Consider the following 20,449-nt stretch of genomic DNA (forward strand, 5'->3'; position numbering starts at 1 on the left):
GGAAACCCTTATGACAAAATCTTTTATAAAAAAAATATTTTCTTTTAAAAAGTCTGAAGAACGAGAAAAGGAACAGATTTTACCTTCCTATGAAGATGATGTAATAAAAGAAAGTGAAAATACCAAAAACAAGCAATCATCTACAGATAAAGAAAAAGCAGAACAAAGAGAAAGTCAAAAGACAATATCTGCAAAATGTAATGAGAAAACACGCTCTTTTGAAGGTGTCTCTAAAAAAGTTGCTCTTTCTGGAAGAGTTATCGTCACAGATGCTGTCTATCAGAAGAAAATTGAAGAGTTTTCTTCTATATCCTCTGTTGAACAGAAAAAAACACCATGGTTTGGACGCCTAAAAAAGGGCTTAGCTCTTTCTTCACAAAGACTAAGCGGATCAATTAGTGATCTCTTTGTTAAGGGAAAGCTTAGTGAAGATACATTGCAAGAGTTAGAAGACATCCTGATTCAAGCAGATCTTGGTGTTGAAACGGCAACACGTATCACTGATAATCTTTCTTCTAGTCGTTATGAAAGGAATTTATCTCCAGATGACATTCACACCATTATGACAGATGAAATCAAAAAGGTTTTGGAACCTGTTGCAATTCCACTAGAACTTGATCTTAATCATAAGCCTCATGTTATTTTACTTGTCGGTGTAAATGGTACTGGAAAAACAACAACTATTGGGAAAATTGCAGCAAAACTTACCGCAGGAGGACTAAAAGTTACGCTAGCTGCTGGCGATACATTCCGCGCAGCTGCTATTGAACAATTGCATATTTGGGGTGAACGCACAGATTCTCCTGTTATTTCAACAAAACTAGGAGCAGATGCTGCAAGTTTAGCATTTGACGCTTATGAAAAAGCCCAAAAAGCAAATAGTGATGTTTTGATTATTGATACTGCTGGACGTTTACAAAATAAAACCGAATTGATGGATGAATTGGCAAAAATTATCCGTGTTTTGAAGAAACACACTCCCCAAGCACCTCATACAGTTCTTCAAACGCTAGATGCTACCACCGGACAAAATGCGCTCAATCAAGTAGATATTTTCCGCGATATTGCCGGTGTTAATGGTTTAGTCATGACAAAGCTCGATGGTAGCGCACGGGGAGGGATTCTTGTTGCTATTGCAGAAAAATATAAATTACCCGTTCATTTTATCGGTATAGGAGAGAATGTCGAGGATCTTCAACCCTTTTCTGCTTCTGATTTTGCCGAAACAATTGCAGGAAGATACGCATGAGAAAAACTTCATTAAAAATCAATTCACATAATGATCTTAATAAAAAAGCGCCCTTTTCACCAACGCTAAAATTTCTTTTAGAAATGGGACCATTGATTGTTTTTTTCCTTGCCAATTATAAAGGCGAATGGTTGATAAAAAATATTGAGCTTTTTAAAAATTTTCATAAACCTATTTTTCCCGCCACAGCTATTTTTATGGTAGCAATTATTATCGCATTAAGTTTATCATGGGTTCTTGCACGAAAAATTCCCATAATGCCTCTTATCTCGGGAATATTTGTTCTCTTCTTTGGATTTTTAACTCTTTGGCTTCACAATGATACTTTCATTAAAATGAAACCAACAATTATTAATAGCCTATTCGCTGTTATTCTTTTTGGTGGTATGTTTTTTAAAAAGCCATTGTTGCGTTATGCTCTTGATTCTACTTTAAAACTTAATGATATAGGTTGGCAAAAACTTACCTATCGTTGGGCATTTTTTTTCGTTTTTCTTGCTCTTTTGAATGAAATAATTTGGCGCAATTTTAGTGATAATTTTTGGACGAGTTTTAAAGTATTTGGTGTTATGCCCATAACAGTTCTTTTTATGATAACCCAAATGCCTCTTATACTAAAACATTCACAAGGACTTTTTACAGAAGAGGATAAATCTGATTCTTAAAAAGATATATTAATCATTATAGATCATTTTTTAGATTTATCGCTGTAAACTGTTCATGGAGGAAGATATGTTGATTGAACAGTTTATTTGTCGAGAAGATAATTTTGGTGTACTCATTCATGATGAAAATAGCGGTTATACAGCCGCTATTGATGCTCCTGAAAGTAACGCTATCCATAATGCCTTAAAACGGCGTAACTGGACACTACAAGCTGTTTTTGTAACACATCATCATTACGACCATGTAGAAGCACTAGAAGAGTTAAAACAAGCTTACAAAGCTGTTATTATTGGACCAGAAGCAGAAAAAGAAAAAATTCCTTATCTTGATAAAACTCTTCAACCTGATGAAAGCTTTTTCTTTGGCAGCCAGACAATTTTGGCACTTTCAACACCTGGTCACACGCTAGGAGCCTTATCTTACTATCTCCCTAAAGAAAAATTACTCTTTGCTGGAGATACACTTTTTTCACTTGGTTGTGGGCGTCTTTTCGAAGGAACACCAGCACAAATGCTAGACTCTTTAAAAAAACTTCGTCAACTTCCAGATGAAACACTTCTTTATTGTGGCCATGAATACACCAAAAACAATGCTCTTTTTGCACTGACAATTGATCCAGACAATCAAAAACTTTATCAAAGAGCAGAGGAGGTCTTTTTGTTGCGCGCCAAAAACGCCATGACTCTCCCCACTACTTTAGCCCAAGAAAAAATGACAAACCCCTTTCTTCGTTGGGATGATTATATAATCAGAAAAAATCTTGCGATGGAAAAAGAAACCGATGAAGAAATCTTTGCTAAAATCAGAAAAAGAAAGGACAATTTTTAATCATGTTTAAATTTGCATTGTGCCTTTTTTTTCTTTTTTCCTTTGCTTCATACGCTCAAGAAACAAAAGAAAAAACGGACACTGTTTCTCTTACATCATCTCTCATTGGAAATTATCCCTTAACGGAAGATCTTCTTTTAAAACTAGAAAAAATCGCAAAAGAATGTAAAAACTTACCTTCAGAGTCAAAAACAGCCAATAGCGTAATTAATCCTATAACTTATAATTCTAATATTTATTCTAGTATTGAAAACTATACTACCTATATTTCTAAAAAAACACGACTTATGCATATTTTAGAAAGAAATAATCTCACAGCTGAAGATTTTGCTGCTGGCACTTTAACACTTATAGAAGTATTAATGTTTCTTGCCTTTGCTCCCGAAAAAGAACATTCACCTGAAAAAAATATTATATCTACAAATAATTTTGAATTTGCTAAAAAACATTTTTATAAAATAAACACTCTTTTAGATATTTGCGAAGAACTCATTTAAAACAAATAATCAATTAAGAGAAACTAAAAACATTATCTCATTGCTCTCATGTTAAAGAGTGCATAAAAAAATACAGTGTTTTTAGTATTAATAGCAATTACTTATATTCTGATTATATTTGCAAATAATTTTTCTAAAAATAAAAAGCACAGACAAAGGAAACTTCGCTAAAACTGAAAAAAGAAAGGATAAATTTAAATCATGTTCAAATTTGTATTTTTTTTTCTTTTTTCCTTTGCCTCATATGCTCAAAAAACAAAAGAAACAACAAATAATACTCCCCTTACCTCACCTCTTGTTGTAAATTATTCCTTAACAGAAGATTTTCTTTTAAAACTGGAGAAAATTGCAAAAGAATGTAAAAATTTACCTCCAGAGCGAGAAACAGCTAAAACTGAAAATGATCTTACCACTAATGATAACAATATTGAAGGGTACATCACTTACATTTCTAGTAAAGCAAAATTCGTGAGTCTTTTAAAAGAAAATGATCTCACACCCAAAGATTTTGTTATTGGTCACTTAGCACTTCAAGCAACATTAAATGCGCTTATAAATAAAGAAAACTTTCTGCGTAAACAAAATATTATATCTTCAAAAAATATTGAATTTACTAAAGAACATATGTATAGAGTAATTAAAATCTTAAGAACAGTTTGTTAGAAAACTCTTTTATTTCAAATAATTGATTAACTTTGCAAACGACGACAAATATCATCTAATTGTTCTAGTGAAGAGTAATGTATTTTTAAATCGCCACCTTTTTTACCATGTCGAATAATAACTTTCATTCCAATGACATCTGCAAGTAATTTTTCTAAAGATTTTGTTTCTGCATCTTTTTCCACAGCGGTTCGTTTTTTAACCTTCGGGTTAGCTTGCTCATAGGCAAGTATTTCTGTTTGGCGTACTGAAAGACCTTCACGAATAATTTTTTCGGCCAAATCTTGTGGATTATCAACTGTTATAAGACAACGTGCATGACCGGCAGAAAGCTGTCCATCGGTTAAGAATTGTTGTACTTTTTCTGGTAATTTTAACAAACGAAGTGTATTTGCCACATGACTTCGGCTTTTTCCAATCACCTGTGCTAAATCTGCTTGCGTATAACCATGTTCATTCAGCAAAGCTTCATATCCCATTGCTTCTTCAATAGGGTTGAGATCAGCACGCTGAACATTTTCAATAATTGCCAATTCTAAAGCTGTTTTATCATCCACATCACGGACAATCACCGGTAATTGACTTAAATGAGCACGCTGTGCAGCACGCCATCGCCGTTCACCAGCAATTAATTCAAATTGCTGAGGATGATCACGTAAAGGTCTTACAATAATAGGTTGAACAACACCATGCTGACGGATTGATTGTGCTAAATTATCGAGTTCCGATTCAGTAAAATGGCGCCGTGGATTGTGTGGATTACACGAAATGGATTCAAGTGGAACAAACCGCTCAGAAAGTGTAGAAACTGTACTGAACTCTGTTAATTTTTCAGCATGAGGAGAACGTGTAAGACTGTTGTTTAAACTCATATCACCAATCAATGCTGCTAATCCACGTCCCAGTCTTTTTTTTGATTGATCATCATTCATAATTTCACTCTTTGAGTTTTCTTTACAAAAATTATTTTTTCACATTTTTAAGCAGCAGCATGTGCTTGTTTTTCACGTTGTATCACTTCTGATGCTAAACGCAAATAAGCTTGGCTACCTGCACATTTGAGATCATAAAGCAATACTGGTTTACCAAAAGAAGGTGCTTCTGATACCCGCACATTTCTTGGAATAACAGTACGATAAACTTTATCTCCCATAAAAGAACGTACATCCTCAACCACTTGATTTGAAAGATTATTCCGTCCATCATACATTGTTAGGACAATACCTTGAATTTCTAAGGATGGATTAAGTACAGACCGTACTTGTTTAACAGTTTCAAGCAATTGGCTTAAACCTTCAAGAGCTAAAAACTCACATTGCATAGGAACCAAAACGGAATCTGCAGCCCCCATAGCATTAAGAGTTAAGAGATTAAGGGATGGAGGACAATCAATTAAGATATAACTGAATTTTTTTTTCATCTTAGGATCATCATAGAGAGCCTTACGTAATCGTTGAATACGATCTTTTGATGAAGAAATTTCCATTTCAACACCTAAAAGATCAAGTGTAGAAGGTACAATATGGAGATTGGGTACTGCTGTTTTTAAAGCAGCTTTTGTTACTGAAATCCCTGAGACTAAAACATCATAAGAGGACAAAGGACGGTTATTTCGATCTATTCCCAATCCTGTACTAGCATTTCCTTGTGGATCAACATCCATAATAAGAACATTTTCCCCAATAGCTGCTAAAGCTGTAGCAAGATTAATTGCTGTGGTTGTTTTTCCTACCCCACCCTTTTGGTTTGCAATAGCGATAATCCGTGTTTCGCTCATTTTGCTTTTACCCTCTACATGATAGAAGATGAGAAATTTCTAAAATAACAGAATTTTCATCGATTTTACTTTTATGTTTTAGCAGATCAAACTGCCAATTGGCAGAGGCTTTTTTTATTTCTGTAGAGTAATCCCGTCCTTTTTGCAAAACAGCTATTGTTTTTCGTGTTAATAAAGGAAAAATAAGTCCTAAAAGTTCATCAAGTGAAGTCAATCCTCGTGCTGTTATCACCTCTGGTGTTGTTATTTTTTTGTATACATCCTCAATTCTACAATGATAAACTGTTGCTGGAAGATCAAGCCCAGCAATGACTGTTCGTAAAAAAGCAACTTTTTTTCCATTACTTTCAACAAGATTAATATGCCCTGCTTTTTTTTCTTTCAAAAAAATAGCAATCACGATTGCAGGAAATCCACCACCTGATCCAAGATCACACCAATGCAGAAAATTACTGTACAAAGGATAAATTTGCGCTGAATCTAAAATATGACGTGTCCACAGCAGGGGTATTGTTGCAGCAGATACTAAATTAATATGCTTATTCCACTGCATTATTAAAGCTTCAAATTGTATTAAATTTTCCATCGTTTCACGTGAAACAGAAGGAACTATATTTAAAAGCGCCTGATATTTTTGTTCTGTAGAAAGACTCATTAAGCTATTTTAGCCTTTTCACGTCGTTGACGTTGAATATATGTAATAATAAGCGACAATGCTGCAGGCGTCATACCATCAATTTTTTGTGCATCAGCAATTGAACGTGGAGAATTTTCCTGAATTTTTGTTTTTAGCTCGTTTGAAAGACCTGAAATTGACTGAATATCAAGAGAAGAGGGAATTTCTAAACCTTCATCACGCTGAAGAACCGCAATATCTTGTGCTTGTTTTTCTAAATAAACTGCATATTGTGCCTCAATTTCTAAAGTTTCAACAGTTTTAGAATCAATTGACTTTAATTGTGGCCAAAAATGTGAAAGACGCTCTAAACTCATATGAGGATAAGCAAGAAAATCATAAGCCGAACGCCGAACGCCATCACGATTTACTTGTAATCCATGAGCAAATGCTTCATTAGGCGTTAGAAAAAGTTCTTTGCACAGGGATCGTGCTTGATCAAGACGTTGTTGTTTTTCCTGATAACTATTCCAACGTATTTTACTAACAATACCCCATTGCTGTGCTAAGGGTGTCAAACGAATATCAGCATTATCAGATCGCAAAGACAAACGAAATTCAGCCCGTGATGTAAACATTCGATAAGGTTCACAAACCCCACGCGAAACTAAATCATCTACCATCACACCAATATAAGCAGCAGAACGACTTATCATTATTTTATCTAAGCCACCTACCTTACGTGCAGCATTTAATCCAGCCAAAAGGCCTTGTGCTGCCGCTTCTTCATATCCTGTTGTACCATTAATTTGCCCCGCCAAAAAGAGACCTGATAAACAGCGTAACTCTAAAGTTTTAGTCAATTGTTGTGGATTAACAAAATCATATTCAATAGCATAACCAGATTGCAAAATTCTAACATCTTCCAATCCCTCAATACTTCTCAATAAAGAGATTTGTACATCCTCAGGAAGAGAAGTAGAAAGACCATTTGGATAAATAGTATCATCATTTAATCCTTCTGGTTCCAGAAATATCTGATGTCCATCACGTTCACCAAATTTAACAATTTTATCTTCAATAGAAGGACAATAGCGTGGACCTAATCCTTCAATATTTCCTGAATATAAAGCAGAGCGATGAATATTCTCTCTAATAATTTGATGTGTTTGTGCATTTGTCCGTGTTATTGCACATTCAACTTGTGGCTGTTTAATTTTTTCTGTCAAAAGAGAAAAGGGAACAGGATATTCATCAGCTTGTTGTTTTGCAAGAGATTCCCAGTGAATTGTCTTTTTACTAAGACGTGCCGGTGTCCCTGTTTTTAATCTTCCAAACTTTATATCATAACTTTTCAAGCGTTCAGCAAGCTGAACACTTGACTGATCTCCCATACGCCCTGCCATCCATGTTTTATCACCAATATGAATAACACCATTTAAAAATGTGCCTGTTGTTAAAACAACAGCACCAGAAAAAACTCTTCCTTGTTTTTTTAAAACAACACCTGAAACACTCTTCTCTTTAACAATCAAATCAACAACCTCATCTTCAATGAGAATAAGATTATCCTGTTCTTGCAAAAGATTTTGAATTACTTCTTTATAGAGCTGTCTATCAGCTTGAGTACGTGGTCCTCTTACTGCTGGTCCCTTACGTCGATTAAGAAGTCTAAATTGAATTCCAGCAGCATCTGCTGCGCGTCCCATAAGACCATCCAAAGCATCTATTTCACGAACAAGATGTCCTTTTCCAAGTCCACCAATAGCAGGATTACAAGACATTGTTCCTAATGCAGATATTTTATGTGTAACAAGAGCAGTTATTGCCCCTGCGCGCGCTGAAGCACAAGCAGCCTCACAGCCAGCATGACCACCACCAACAATAATAACATCATATAACTGCATTAGGATCTATTCCATAAAGAATCTACTCTCAAGTTTCACGTGAAACAGAATATATAAAATACATGATCTTTAAAATCTGTCTATAAAATAATCAATGTTTCACGTGAATCATTATTTACCAATACAAAATTCTGAAAAAATAATATCAAGCAAATCTTCAACGTCTATATCTCCCGTAATTTTTCCAATAAAATCACTAGCACGACGAAGATGTTCTGCACGTAAACTCAAGTCAAGATATTCATAATTTATAGAACACTCAATTTCTTTAACAGCCTCTTTTAATAATTGAAGTTGCCTTTTACGTGCTGGTACAAGATTTCCAATTTCAGCGGTACGGCGTGAACAAAATAATTCAAGTTTTTTAATAAAACAGTCAAAATTTAAACCTGTTGATGCAGAAAACTGTATAAAAAAATGGGATTTTTTATCTTCATAAAGATCAAGTTTATTACCAACATGCCATATTTCAGCAGAAGTTTCTGGTAATTCAATTTCTTTTGGTTTTATCAAATCATAAACCAAAATAACCAAATCAGCATCTCTAACATGCTGTTTTGCAACTTCTATTCCCAATTGCTCAATTTTGTTTTCTGTTTCCCTAAAACCAGCAGTATCTGTCAAAAAAATTGGTAAACCACCAACAACAAGCCTCATTTCTAAAGCATCACGCGTTGTTCCTGCTTCGTCTGTCACAATAGCAACAGGCTTTCCAGCCAAACGATTCATAATACTTGATTTTCCAGAATTTGGAGCACCTACAATAACAATTTTTAATCCATCGCGTAAAATGCTAGCACGTTCTCCATCATCAATATGTTTTTGAAGAGAACTACAAAGATCACTCACATCTTTCCAAACTTTATCAGATAACGAACTTGGAACATCAGCTTCATCAGAAAAATCAAGCTCTGCTTCAATAAAAGCACGTGCTTTCATCAGTTTATGACGCCAATCGCGATAAAGTGCTGTTAAATGCCCACTAGCACCCATAACCGCCAAACGTCGCTGACTTTCCGTTTCTGCTTCTATTAAATCAGCAAGCCCCTCTGCTTGAACAAGGTCTAATTTTCCTTCCATAAAGGCACGACGAGAAAACTCACCTGCTTCAGCAAGACGACACCCAGAAAATGTAGATAATTCATCGAGAAAACGATTTACAACCGCTTTTCCTCCATGCAAATGAAACTCTGCACAATCTTCTCCAGTAAAACTATGAGGTGCAGGAAAAAAAACAGTCAAAGCAGAATCTAAAAAGCTACCATCAAGCGCTGTAAGATTTCCATAATGCATAAATCGCGCTTTAGGTAAACAACCACAAAGCGCTTTAACAATTTCCACAACATGAGGACCAGAAAGTCGAATAACTGCAACCCCTGAAGGCAACAATCCACTCGAAACAGCAAAGATTGTATCCACAGGATATATCCTAATCAAAAAACTTAATGTTTCTATGTATTCATTGAATCAAAGAATTCACTATTGTTTTTCGTTTGCTTTAATTTATCAATTAAAAATTCAATTGCATCTGTTACATTCATAGGAGCCAAAATACGACGAAGTACAAAGATTTTATGTAAATCTTGTCGTGCCACTAAAAGCTCTTCCTTACGTGTTCCTGATTTTAGAATATCCATGGCAGGGAAAATACGCTTATCTGCAACTTTACGATCAAGAACAATTTCCGAATTACCTGTTCCTTTAAATTCTTCGAAAATAACCTCATCCATACGACTACCGGTGTCAATCAAAGCTGTTGCAATAATAGTTAAAGATCCACCTTCTTCAATATTACGTGCTGCACCAAAAAAACGTTTAGGACGCTGTAGAGCATTTGCATCCACACCACCTGTCAAAACTTTACCTGATGAAGGAACAACCGTGTTATATGCACGCCCTAAACGTGTAATAGAGTCAAGGAGTATAACAACATCACGCCCATATTCAACAAGGCGCTTTGCTTTTTCAATAACCATTTCAGCTACCTGTACATGGCGTATTGCCGGTTCATCAAAAGTAGAAGAAACAACCTCCCCTTTTACAGAACGTTGCATATCAGTAACTTCTTCTGGCCGTTCATCAATTAAAAGAACGATAAGATAACATTCAGGATGATTTGTGGTAATAGAATGCGCAATATTTTGAAGCAGAACCGTTTTTCCTGTCCGAGGAGGTGCTACAATGAGTCCTCTCTGACCTTTTCCCAATGGAGATATCAAATCAATTACCCGTGATGACATATCCTTTTCTGTAGGATCTTGTATTTCCATTTGGAAACGTTCATTTGAATAAAGAGGCGTAAGATTATCAAAATGTATTTTATAGCGAATCTTTTCAGGATCTTCAAAATTTATCGTATTAATTTTAAGAAGAGCAAAATAACGTTCTCCTTCTTTTGGACTCCGTATAGGACCTTCAACAGTATCACCTGTTTTTAAAGAAAAAGATTGAATTTGCGCAGGTGAAAGATAAATATCATCAGGTCCTGGAAGGTAATTAGCATCGGCAGATCGCAAAAATCCAAATCCATCTTGTAAAACTTCGACGACTCCTTCTCCTATAATTTCCACATCTTGCGATGCAAGTTTTTTCAAAATAGCAAACATTAATTCCTGTTTGCGCATCAGGGAAGCATTTTCAACTTCTAATGTTTCAGCAAAAGAAACAAGTTCAACGGGATTTTTACTTTTAAGTTCTTGTAGTTTCATTTCTTGCATGAAATATGCTCTTTAAGTAATGGAAAATTCTTCTTGAATTAATTTATGGAAAATTTCTAGAATGGAATATTCTTATTAAGAAAGAAATATTGTACACTCAATTTTAAAAATCTGCAAGCACCATTTATATGAATTACTTTTATAGAGAACAAAGTAAAGGTATAAAAAAATCAATTATATAAATTTCTTTTAAATTAAATGAATAACTAGAAAAACATTTAAGTAATATTCAAATAAACTCACTTAATAAAACTTTAACTAAATAGCTATATAGCACTAATAAATAAATATTCAAAATCATTTTTGTTTTTTACAGATATTTTTATATTAAATAGATTCTAAAAGATGGGATTCTTCTTATTTAAACCTGTGTTTAGTGTGAATTATTAATTATACTTTATTTGTCCTCAATTTTATCCACAAATGAGAAAATAAAAAAAGCAGACATAACATTACTTTAAAGATATTATCCCCGCACTTTCCTCATAAGAGGAGATAAATTATCACAACCATTCATTTTGTGCATAATAATGGAGAATTTCTGCTGAATTTTAATTTTATAAAAAACACTACTCATATATACACATTTGTTAACAAGGGATTAATATTTTTGTGACAAAAGAAAAAAAAATCTTTCATTTGCACATGCTTTCTGATGCAACAGGGGAGACATTAATCTCTGTTGGAAGGGCTGTTGCATCACAATATACAATGAGTCAAGCAACAGAGCATATCTATCCGATGATTCGTAATGAAGCACAGTTACAAAGAGCTCTTGATGAAATACAACAAGAACCTGGTATTGTTCTTTACACAATCATTGATAAAAAAATTAAGCTCCTTCTTAAGAAAAGATGTGAGAAAATGAAAATCCCCTGTATTGACATATTACATCCTGTTTTGGATGCTTTTCAGTCTTATCTTGGAACACCAATAAATTTACGTGCTAGTGCACAGCATGATCTCAATGCAGATTATTTTCGTCGTATTGAGGCATTGGATTTTACAATAGAACATGATGATGGACAATGTTCTAATGATTTATCAAATGCCGATGTAATTCTTATAGGAATTTCAAGAACTTCTAAAACACCAACTAGCATTTATTTAGCAAATCGTGGAATCAAGACAGCTAATGTTCCTCTTATTCCAAGTATTGATTTACCAGATGCTCTTTTAGAAGCAAAAAACACTTTGATAATAGGTTTAATTGCTTCTGCTGAAAGAATCTCACATATTCGTAAAAATCGAGATTTAGGAGATAATTTTGCTATTGAAAGTTATACGAATCGTATCAGTATTGCTGAAGAGTTAACTTATGCAAAACGCATTTGCGAACGTTTTGGGTGGCCTGTTATTGATGTTACAAGGCGTTCTATTGAAGAGACAGCAGCAGCTATATTTGAACTTTTGTCGCGATTTCGTGAAAAAAAAGTGAAAGAATCTCATGACAACAGATAAGTTAATATTAGCATCTCTTAGTTCTTATCGTGCACAATTATTGAAAAAAGCAGGTTTAAATTTTTTTATTGAAGGAGCCTCTTTTGATGAAAGAGAGATAGAAAAAATAGGAAAAGCAAAAAATCCTAAAGAACTCAGCTGTTTTCTTGCAAGTGCAAAGGCAAAAAATGTTTCTGATCGCTTTTCTAATGCTTTTGTCATTGGTTGTGATCAAGTGCTTGATTTGAAAGGTCAAATTTTTCATAAAGTCACAAGTAGAAGAGAAGCATATCAACGTTTGTGTGATTTATCAGGAAAAACTCATTCTCTTCATAGTGCAGTGGCTTTATTTCACAATGGTCAAGAAATTTGGCTGGAATCTTTTAGCGCACATATGTCAGTACGTTCTCTTTCATCAGAATTTATTGAACGTTATTTAGCACGTGTTGGAACAGACGTTTTAAACAGTGTGGGGGTATATCAAATTGAAGGAGAAGGAATTCATCTTTTTGATAAAATTGAAGGAGATTTTTTTACCATTATTGGCTTACCTTTATTACCTTTACTCGTAAAACTGCGTCATTTGGGGGTGATTGATGGTTAATTACAAAGAAAAAAGTTATCCACGTGCTTTTGTTGTAGGCAGTCCTATTAATCATTCAAAATCACCAAAAATTCATAATTTTTGGCTTAAACAATATAATTTACAAGGCGAATATCTGGCACAGGAAGTAACTTCTGAAAAATTTAGAGATTTTTTTACCTCTATAAAAAAAATGGGTTTTTGTGGAGGGAATATCACTATACCTCACAAACAAGAAGCTTTTCATTTGGTAGAATATAAAGATGATGTAGCAACAATGATTGGTGCTGTTAATACGCTTTGGTATGAAGGAGATAAACTTTGTGCTACCAATAGTGATGCCTATGGTTTTAGCGCTAATCTTGATGATTTTTTTCCTGATTGGGGAGGGGAAACAGCGCTTGTTTTTGGTGCAGGTGGTGCTGCGCGTTCTGTTCTCTATGCCTTAAAAAAACGTAGATTTGAACGTATTTTCTTAGTTAATCGTACAAAGGGGCGCGCAGAAGATTTAGCACAGCATTTTGGAAAACCTATTGAAGTTCACGATTGGCAGAATAGAGATAAAATACTTTACCAAGCTGATTTAATTGTCAACACGACCTCTATAGGTATGATAAATCCTCATGAAAAAAAAATAAATTCTTTTTTTTGCGATTTTCATAAGGCAAAAACAACAGCATTAGTGACAGATATTGTTTATACGCCATTAATAACGCCTTTTCTACAACAAGCAAAAGAACATAGTTTAAAGACTATTGATGGACTTGGTATGCTTTTGCATCAAGCTGTTTTCGGGTTTGAAAGATGGTTTGGAATAAGACCAGAGGTTACAAAAGCATTACGAACAGCAATTTTACAGGATATGGGTGAAAAGACAGAATGAAAATCATAGGACTGACCGGATCAATTGGTATGGGAAAATCAACAGTTGCTGATTTTTTAAAACAAGCAGGTGTTCCTGTTTTTAGCGCTGATAATGTAACACACCAACTTTATAAGAGTAAACCAGTTATATCGCTGATAGCAAGTGTGTTTCCTAGTGTTATTGAAGATGGTAAAGTTAATCGCCTAAAACTTTCTGAAATTTTGATAAATGATCATGAGAAATTACAAATCTTAGAAAAAATAATACATCCTTTGGTGCAAAAAAAAGAACAAGAATTCATTAAGGTAGCGCACCAACAGGGAAAAGAATTAGTTGTTCTTGATATTCCACTTCTTTTTGAAACAAATAGTGAAAAACGTGTAGACAGTGTTATTGTTGTCTCTGCTCCACGGGCAATACAAAAAGCACGTGTAATGATTCGCCAAGATATGAGTGAAGAAAAATTTGCCTTTATAGATGCTAGACAAATGCCTGATAAGGAAAAACGCAAACGTGCTGATTTTATTATTGATACAGGAAAAGACTTAGAGAATACACGTGAGCAAGTTTTTTACGTGATAAAAAATTTACTAAAGAATTGAAGTTATGCGTGAAATTATTTTTGATACAGAAACAACAGGTTTAGATAAAGAAAAAGACCGCATAATTGAAATAGGTTGTGTGGAAATGGTTGATCGTTATCTTACAGGACGCCAATTCCATGTTTATTTGAATCCTCAAGGTGTTATCATTCCCGATGAAGTTGTAGCAATTCATGGATTAACCAATGAACGCTTAAAGAATGAAAAAATCTTTAGTGATATTGCTGATGAATTTTTGGAATTTATTGATGGTGCAACAATGATTGCCCATAATGCAAGTTTTGATATTGGTTTTATTAATGCAGAATTAGGACGAGCAAATAAACCACTTATCAGTATTGATAATATTCTTGATACATTAGCTATGGCACGGCGCAAATTTCCCATGGGTCCTAATTCTCTTGATATTTTATGCAAACGTTTTGGAATTGATAATAGCCATCGCGTTCTTCATGGTGCTTTGCTTGATGCAGAGATTCTCGCCGATGTTTATATTGAACTCATTGGTGGAAAACAGGGTGTGTTGGGTTTCAATAACAAAAAAAAGGATGATGAAGATATAAAAAACGATAAAGGCGCCCTTTATGCGATTAAACATCGTCCACAGCCTTTACCTTCAAGATTAAGTGTAGAAGAAAAAAATATGCACGCTGATTTTATCAGCAAAATGGGAGAAAAAGCTCTGTGGAATCACTTCAAAATCCCTGAATAGCTCTATCTTTTCCTTAAAAAGATTATTTAAAAATCTGAGAAGGGTAAAATCTCTTAAAAAGATTTTTCTAAAAAAATGGTCGTTGTGGGGAGGGGAACACCACAACGACCGTATCGCTACATCGTACCTCAGCTATCATAGGAGGAGCAAAATGAAAGCTATTATATCCTGTAACAGCAAAGAAAAGCTCTAGGTACCGAATATAAAGTGTAGCGACTTCATACTTTATGAAAACAAAAAATGGCTTTTTAGAGGCAGATTGATAAATTTTATAATAAGAGCAAAAAAAATGTATAAGAGTGCATTATTTTTAGGCTGAAATGGAGAGATAAAATTGTCATGAAAGCAACAGATCATCTTTTTTTGGTTGATGGGTCGGGCTATATTTTTCGTGCTTACTATGCTTTACCACCTTTAAAGCGCAAAAAGGATGGCCTTCCTGTAGGAGCTGTAGCTGGTTTTTGTAATATGCTATGGAAATTACTCTGTGATGCGCGCAATACCGCTACGGGTGTTGTTCCAACGCATTTTGCCGTTATTTTTGACTATTCATCCGATACTTTTAGAAAACAAATTTATCCACAATATAAAGCCAATCGGGAAACACCACCTGAAGATCTTATCCCTCAATTTGCGTTAATACGTCAAGCAACAAAGGCTTTTAATTTGCCTTGTATAGAGAAGAAAGGATTTGAAGCGGATGATTTAATTGCAACCTATGCAACATTAGCAACAAAGGTTGGAGCAAAAACAACCATTATTTCTTCTGATAAAGATCTTATGCAACTGGTAAATACATATGTCTCTTTGTATGATGGAATGAAAGACAAACATATAGGTATTTCTGAAGTTATAGAAAAATGGGGTGTTGCACCTGAAAAAATGATTGATTTGCAAGCTTTGATTGGAGATACAACGGATAATGTACCAGGTATTCCAGGCATTGGTCCAAAAATTGCCGCCCAATTGCTAGATCAATTTGATTCTCTTGATCTTTTGTTACAGCGTGTGAAGGAAGTAAAACAAACAAAACGGCGTGAGAATATTCAAGCATATAGTGAACAGGCAAAAATTTCTCGTGAGCTCGTTCGCCTTAAAACAGATGTCCTCGTAGACAATGATTTAGATGATTTCATTTTGGAGCCCCAAGATGGTCCGCGTTTAATTGGTTTTCTTAAAGCTATGGAATTTTCAACATTAACGCATCGTGTGGCAGAAGCAACGACATGTGATGCATCAGCTATTGATGCGCTTGATATAGATGTTAAATGGGAAATACCTAGATATGAGCGTGATTCTGATGTAAAGAAAGGAGATAGTGCACTACCTCATAATTTTTCTGAGAATTCTCCACAAGAGTTAGCAGAAAAACGTAAAAATCAAGCACTGACTCAAAAAGTTACCAGAGATGCTTATATAACAATTCTTGATGAAGAAATTTTGCAAGAGTGGTTATGGCAAGCAGAAGAGCAAGGTTTTTTTGCATTTGATACTGAAACAACGTCACTTGATCCTCTGCAAGCAAAACTTGTTGGCTTTTCATTGGCATTACAACCAGAAAAAGCAGCTTATATACCTCTTGAACATGTTGAAGGGGGAGATGATCTTTTGGGAAAGGGACGTATTGCCGCACAGATTGAAACTGGAAAGGCTTTGGCGCTTTTGAAACCACTTTTAGAAAATCAAGCGATTTTAAAAATCGGTCAGAATATAAAATATGATTTGTTGGTGATGAAACAATATGGCATCGTGATGCGCTGTTTTGATGACACCATGCTGTTGTCCTATGCTTTAGATGCAGGAACATTAATGCATAATATGGATGATTTATCTAAGCGTTGGCTTGGACACAAACCGATTGCCTACAAGGATTTAACATATAACGGAAAAAAGATTACTTCTTTTGCAGAGGTAGATTTGCAACGAGCAACGTTTTATGCTGCCGAGGATGCGGATGTAACACTTCGATTATGGCAAGTTTTAAAACCACAACTTGTCGCTCAGGGAATGACAAAAATTTATGAACGCCTTGATAAACCACTGATAGAAGTTCTTGCAAGAATGGAAGAACGTGGAATTCTTATTGATAGACAGATTCTGTTGCGCCTTTCAGGAGAATTAGCACAGGCTGCTGCTATTCTAGAAGAGGAAATTTATCAACTGGCTGGTGAGAAATTTAATCTTGCTTCACCAAAGCAATTAGGTGATATCCTTTTTGGTAAAATAGGATTGCCTGGAGGAGCTAAAACCAAGGGTGGACAGTGGTCAACTTCTGCACAGACCTTAGAGGAATTGGCAGCAGAAGGGCATATTTTGCCGCGTAAAATTATAGATTGGCGTCAACTTGCAAAACTAAAATCGACTTATACAGATGCTTTACCCTCTTATATTTTACCAAAAACAGGGCGTGTTCACACCAATTATTCTTTGGCAATAACATCAACGGGGCGGTTGTCATCATCAGAACCAAACTTGCAAAATATTCCTGTACGGACCGCTGAGGGGCGTAAAATTCGCACAGCTTTTATTGCTCCAAAAGGTCATGTCTTGCTTTCGGCTGATTATAGTCAAATTGAATTGCGTATTCTTGCACATATAGCTGACATTACGGCATTAAAGGAAGCTTTTGCTAAGGGGCAGGATATTCACGCTATAACAGCATCCCAAATGTTTGGAGTAGCGATAGAGGGAATGCCACCAGATGTACGACGGCGTGCAAAAGCGATTAATTTTGGCATCATTTATGGTATTTCAGCTTTTGGATTAGCCAACCAGTTGGGGCTTTCACGGCAAGAAGCGGGACGTTATATTCAACTCTACTTTGAAAGGTTTCCAGGAATTAAAGACTATATGGAAACGACAAAAGTTTTTGCACGCCAACATGGTTATGTAGAGACAATTTTTGGACGTCGTATCCATTACCCAGAAATAAAAGCATCGAATCTACAAGTTCGTTCTTTTAATGAGCGTGCTGCTATCAATGCACCAATTCAAGGATCGGCAGCAGATATTATTCGCCGTGCCATGATTCATATGGAAGATGCTTTGCAAAAAGAGAAACTGTCAGCAAAGATGTTACTGCAAGTGCATGATGAACTTATTTTTGAGGTACCAGAAGACGAGAGTGAAAAGACCATGACTGTTGTTAAAAAGGTTATGGAAAACGCTACAATGCCTGTTCTTTCTTTATCTGTACCCCTTGAAGTAAAAGTCATGGTTGCAGAAAACTGGGATGAAGCACATTAGTCTTTTTCATTTATTTTGTTTTTAAGAAGGGTCGTTGCATTGGCAAGATCAAGATAAGCTTTAATTGGCAAATGATCTGAGGCAATGCGTGCAAGCGGTGAAAGATGATTTTCAATATTTGTTATAAGCTGATGAGGAAAAGCAAAAATTCTATCAAGAGCGAGAAAAGGAAAACGAGAAGGAAAACTTGGTACAATTCCAAGTGTGCTATCAAAATAGGGAGATAAATGCTTTAAAGAGGAACTTTTTCCTGTTCGCCATTCATTAAAATCACCAATGAGGAGTGTAGGCATAAGAGGACGTTTCTGCAGAAGTGCAAGAAGTGTTTTTATTTGTTGATTACGAGAGTGACGTAATAAGCCAAAATGAGCGGCAACAATACGAATAAGACTTGTATTCATTTCCAATTCTACAATCACAGCACCACGTGGTTCAATGCTAGGAAGCGTTATTTGTAGGATATCTCGTATATGCCCTTTTTTTACAAAAAGAGCATTACCATGCCAGCCATGACCATTAGGTGACATGGTATTCAGCGGTATTCGAGTAAGACCTGTTTCAGTTTTTAAAAGTTGAAGATCAATCAAACCAACACGTTCACCAAAACGTTTATCTACTTCTTGAAGAGCGAGGATATCAACTTGTAGTTCAGTAATAACACGCACAATACGTGTAGGATTAAAAATTTTATCAATACCGATACATTTATGAACATTATAAGAGGCGACGGTAAGATCGTAATGATTGTTCTTATTGATTGTATTTATCTGATGACGAGAATGATTATGGATAGCGTTTAAAAGGGAGCGAGAGAGATTTTGCTGGATAAGTGCAGTGAGCTGAGAAAATCTTTGCTTGTAAGACATCTTCGTCATTTTATGAAAGAGGGTACGCTAATATACTAAAAAGAAAAAAGTAAAGGCTTGTATTAAACAAAAAAAACCTTGTTTCTTAAAAGAAACAAGGTTTTTAATGAGGCACTGTTTTTCGCAATCAGTCACGGTTTGAGCCAAGAAACTGTAGCAAAAAGACAAACATATTGATAAAATCAAGGTAAAGACTCAAAGCTCCCATAATAATTTTACGTCCCTTTGTATCACCGTGATCTCCTTCATAATACATCAACTTAATATTTTGTGTATCGTAAGCTGTTAAACCAGCAAAGATGAATACGCCAATCACAGAAATAGCAAATTGCAAAGCACTTGATGCAAGAAAGATATTCACAAACATGGAAAGCATTAAACCGACCAAACCGATAAAAAAGAATGAACCCATTGCTGTGAGATCACGCTTTGTCGTGTAACCATAAAGTGAAAGAGCACCAAAAGATGCTGCAGTAATGATAAAGGTTTGCACAATACTTTCCGGTGTATAACGCAAAACAATCGATGAGAGAGAGAAGCCGACGAGAGCAGCATAACCAAAAAAGAGGCTACGGGCTGCACTTGTACTCAATGTGTTTATTTTAAAACTGAGGAAGAATACCGCCACGAGTGGTGCAAACATAACAATATAAGAAAGTGGCGATGTATAAAATGTTACTCCAAATGAAGTTAAGTAAACACTGCTATTGATTTGAGCGGCTGCCTGGCTCATATCTGTTGTCGTTGCTAATGATGCAACTGCATAAGCAGCAGCGGCTGTAATAAGCAAACCAATGGCCATTGTATTATAGACACCCAGCATATAACTGCGCAATCCTAGATCAATTGATGCATCGGCATGGGAAACAGACGCCGAACGTAAATTTTTGAAATCAGCCATAATATAAAGTCCTTTAGTATATGTTCCGCCAGATTTTGGAGTTTAAAAGAATCCCTGTTATTATAACAGCAATTTTGTATAAACTATTATTAGCATATACAAACAACTCCAGGCGCCGCTGGCGAAATTCCAGCATACCTCCCTTTATTATGGAGATTTATTTTAAAATTACAAGAGACTTATCTTGGCAAAAAACCTTACAAATTAGTAATGAAGGAGGATATTAATGAAAGATTTAAATCTTTTTAGTAAATTTTCACAAAATTGGAGAAGCTATTTTAGTGATGTTTGCCTAAAGAGAAAATACCAGAAAT

19 protein-coding genes are annotated in these 20,449 nt (G+C 35.1%); 11 read left to right on the forward strand and 8 right to left on the reverse strand.

Features of this window, described 5'->3' with window-relative positions; translation table 11 throughout:
- Positions 1 to 10 precede the first annotated feature (10 nt).
- From ftsY to ABD917_RS01045, 5 genes are all read left to right on the forward strand, one after another.
- Positions 11 to 1,249, forward strand: coding sequence for a signal recognition particle-docking protein FtsY (ftsY, locus tag ABD917_RS01025; RefSeq protein ID WP_345118229.1), 1,239 nt, complete (start codon positions 11 to 13; stop codon positions 1,247 to 1,249).
- A complete protein-coding gene (locus ABD917_RS01030; protein ID WP_345118230.1) occupies positions 1,246 to 1,914 on the forward strand; it encodes a septation protein A in 669 nt (222 codons plus the stop codon). The genes ftsY and ABD917_RS01030 overlap by 4 nt, the downstream gene beginning before the upstream one ends.
- 67 nt (positions 1,915 to 1,981) lie before the next feature.
- Positions 1,982 to 2,743, forward strand: coding sequence for a hydroxyacylglutathione hydrolase (gene gloB, locus ABD917_RS01035; RefSeq protein WP_345118231.1), 762 nt, complete (start codon positions 1,982 to 1,984; stop codon positions 2,741 to 2,743).
- Between the two features lie 2 nt (positions 2,744 to 2,745).
- Positions 2,746 to 3,240: a hypothetical protein gene (locus ABD917_RS01040; RefSeq protein ID WP_345118232.1), complete on the forward strand. Its 495-nt coding sequence runs from the start codon at positions 2,746 to 2,748 to the stop codon at positions 3,238 to 3,240.
- Between the two features lie 201 nt (positions 3,241 to 3,441).
- Complete coding sequence (locus ABD917_RS01045) at positions 3,442 to 3,903, forward strand: hypothetical protein (RefSeq protein ID WP_345118233.1); 462 nt, start codon at positions 3,442 to 3,444, stop codon at positions 3,901 to 3,903.
- Positions 3,904 to 3,929: 26 nt separating this feature from the next.
- Here ABD917_RS01045 and ABD917_RS01050 read toward each other — a convergent pair whose 3' ends face one another.
- The 6 genes from ABD917_RS01050 to rho all read right to left on the reverse strand — a co-directional run bounded on the left by ABD917_RS01050 (position 3,930) and on the right by rho (position 10,920).
- Positions 3,930 to 4,835 (reverse strand): ParB/RepB/Spo0J family partition protein, encoded by a 906-nt coding sequence (locus ABD917_RS01050; RefSeq protein WP_345118235.1) that lies wholly within the window; start codon positions 4,833 to 4,835, stop codon positions 3,930 to 3,932.
- Positions 4,836 to 4,882: 47 nt separating this feature from the next.
- The gene (locus tag ABD917_RS01055; protein ID WP_345118236.1) at positions 4,883 to 5,680 is read right to left on the reverse strand and encodes a ParA family protein; all 798 of its coding nucleotides are present in this window, start codon (positions 5,678 to 5,680) and stop codon (positions 4,883 to 4,885) included.
- A 7-nt stretch (positions 5,681 to 5,687) separates the two neighbouring features.
- Positions 5,688 to 6,335 (reverse strand): 16S rRNA (guanine(527)-N(7))-methyltransferase RsmG, encoded by a 648-nt coding sequence (rsmG, locus tag ABD917_RS01060; RefSeq protein WP_345118237.1) that lies wholly within the window; start codon positions 6,333 to 6,335, stop codon positions 5,688 to 5,690.
- Positions 6,335 to 8,203, reverse strand: a complete 1,869-nt coding sequence (mnmG, locus tag ABD917_RS01065) for a tRNA uridine-5-carboxymethylaminomethyl(34) synthesis enzyme MnmG (RefSeq protein WP_345118238.1) — start codon at positions 8,201 to 8,203, stop codon at positions 6,335 to 6,337. The genes rsmG and mnmG overlap by 1 nt, the downstream gene beginning before the upstream one ends.
- 111 nt (positions 8,204 to 8,314) lie before the next feature.
- Positions 8,315 to 9,622, reverse strand: coding sequence for a tRNA uridine-5-carboxymethylaminomethyl(34) synthesis GTPase MnmE (gene mnmE, locus ABD917_RS01070; protein WP_345118239.1), 1,308 nt, complete (start codon positions 9,620 to 9,622; stop codon positions 8,315 to 8,317).
- Between the two features lie 32 nt (positions 9,623 to 9,654).
- Positions 9,655 to 10,920 carry a transcription termination factor Rho gene (gene rho, locus ABD917_RS01075; protein ID WP_006923656.1) on the reverse strand — a complete coding sequence of 422 codons (1,266 nt, stop codon included), beginning with the start codon at positions 10,918 to 10,920 and terminating at the stop codon, positions 9,655 to 9,657.
- A 612-nt stretch (positions 10,921 to 11,532) separates the two neighbouring features.
- Here rho and ABD917_RS01080 point away from each other — a divergent pair.
- The 6 genes from ABD917_RS01080 to polA all read left to right on the forward strand — a co-directional run bounded on the left by ABD917_RS01080 (position 11,533) and on the right by polA (position 18,368).
- Positions 11,533 to 12,381 (forward strand): pyruvate, water dikinase regulatory protein, encoded by an 849-nt coding sequence (locus tag ABD917_RS01080; protein WP_345118240.1) that lies wholly within the window; start codon positions 11,533 to 11,535, stop codon positions 12,379 to 12,381.
- On the forward strand, positions 12,368 to 12,964 hold the full coding sequence (locus tag ABD917_RS01085) for a Maf family nucleotide pyrophosphatase (protein WP_345118241.1): 597 nt from the start codon (positions 12,368 to 12,370) through the stop codon (positions 12,962 to 12,964). The genes ABD917_RS01080 and ABD917_RS01085 overlap by 14 nt, the downstream gene beginning before the upstream one ends.
- A complete protein-coding gene (locus tag ABD917_RS01090; RefSeq protein ID WP_345118242.1) occupies positions 12,957 to 13,826 on the forward strand; it encodes a shikimate dehydrogenase in 870 nt (289 codons plus the stop codon). The genes ABD917_RS01085 and ABD917_RS01090 overlap by 8 nt, the downstream gene beginning before the upstream one ends.
- Positions 13,823 to 14,410, forward strand: a complete 588-nt coding sequence (gene coaE, locus ABD917_RS01095; protein WP_345118243.1) for a dephospho-CoA kinase — start codon at positions 13,823 to 13,825, stop codon at positions 14,408 to 14,410. The genes ABD917_RS01090 and coaE overlap by 4 nt, the downstream gene beginning before the upstream one ends.
- 4 nt (positions 14,411 to 14,414) lie before the next feature.
- Positions 14,415 to 15,122, forward strand: coding sequence for a DNA polymerase III subunit epsilon (dnaQ, locus tag ABD917_RS01100; protein WP_345118244.1), 708 nt, complete (start codon positions 14,415 to 14,417; stop codon positions 15,120 to 15,122).
- A 339-nt stretch (positions 15,123 to 15,461) separates the two neighbouring features.
- A complete protein-coding gene (gene polA / locus ABD917_RS01105) occupies positions 15,462 to 18,368 on the forward strand; it encodes a DNA polymerase I (protein WP_345118245.1) in 2,907 nt (968 codons plus the stop codon).
- On the opposite strand, the gene ABD917_RS01110 is transcribed toward polA, so the two are convergent.
- A complete protein-coding gene (locus ABD917_RS01110) occupies positions 18,365 to 19,243 on the reverse strand; it encodes an endonuclease/exonuclease/phosphatase family protein (RefSeq protein ID WP_345118246.1) in 879 nt (292 codons plus the stop codon). The two genes, polA and ABD917_RS01110, sit on opposite strands and share 4 nt — an antisense overlap.
- A gap of 118 nt (positions 19,244 to 19,361) precedes the next feature.
- The gene (locus ABD917_RS01115) at positions 19,362 to 20,135 is read right to left on the reverse strand and encodes a Bax inhibitor-1/YccA family protein (protein ID WP_345118247.1); all 774 of its coding nucleotides are present in this window, start codon (positions 20,133 to 20,135) and stop codon (positions 19,362 to 19,364) included.
- Positions 20,136 to 20,449 lie beyond the last annotated feature (314 nt).

It is taken from the genome of Bartonella pachyuromydis, from assembly GCF_039543065.1.
GTDB classification, from domain to species: Bacteria; Pseudomonadota; Alphaproteobacteria; order Rhizobiales; family Rhizobiaceae; genus Bartonella; species Bartonella pachyuromydis.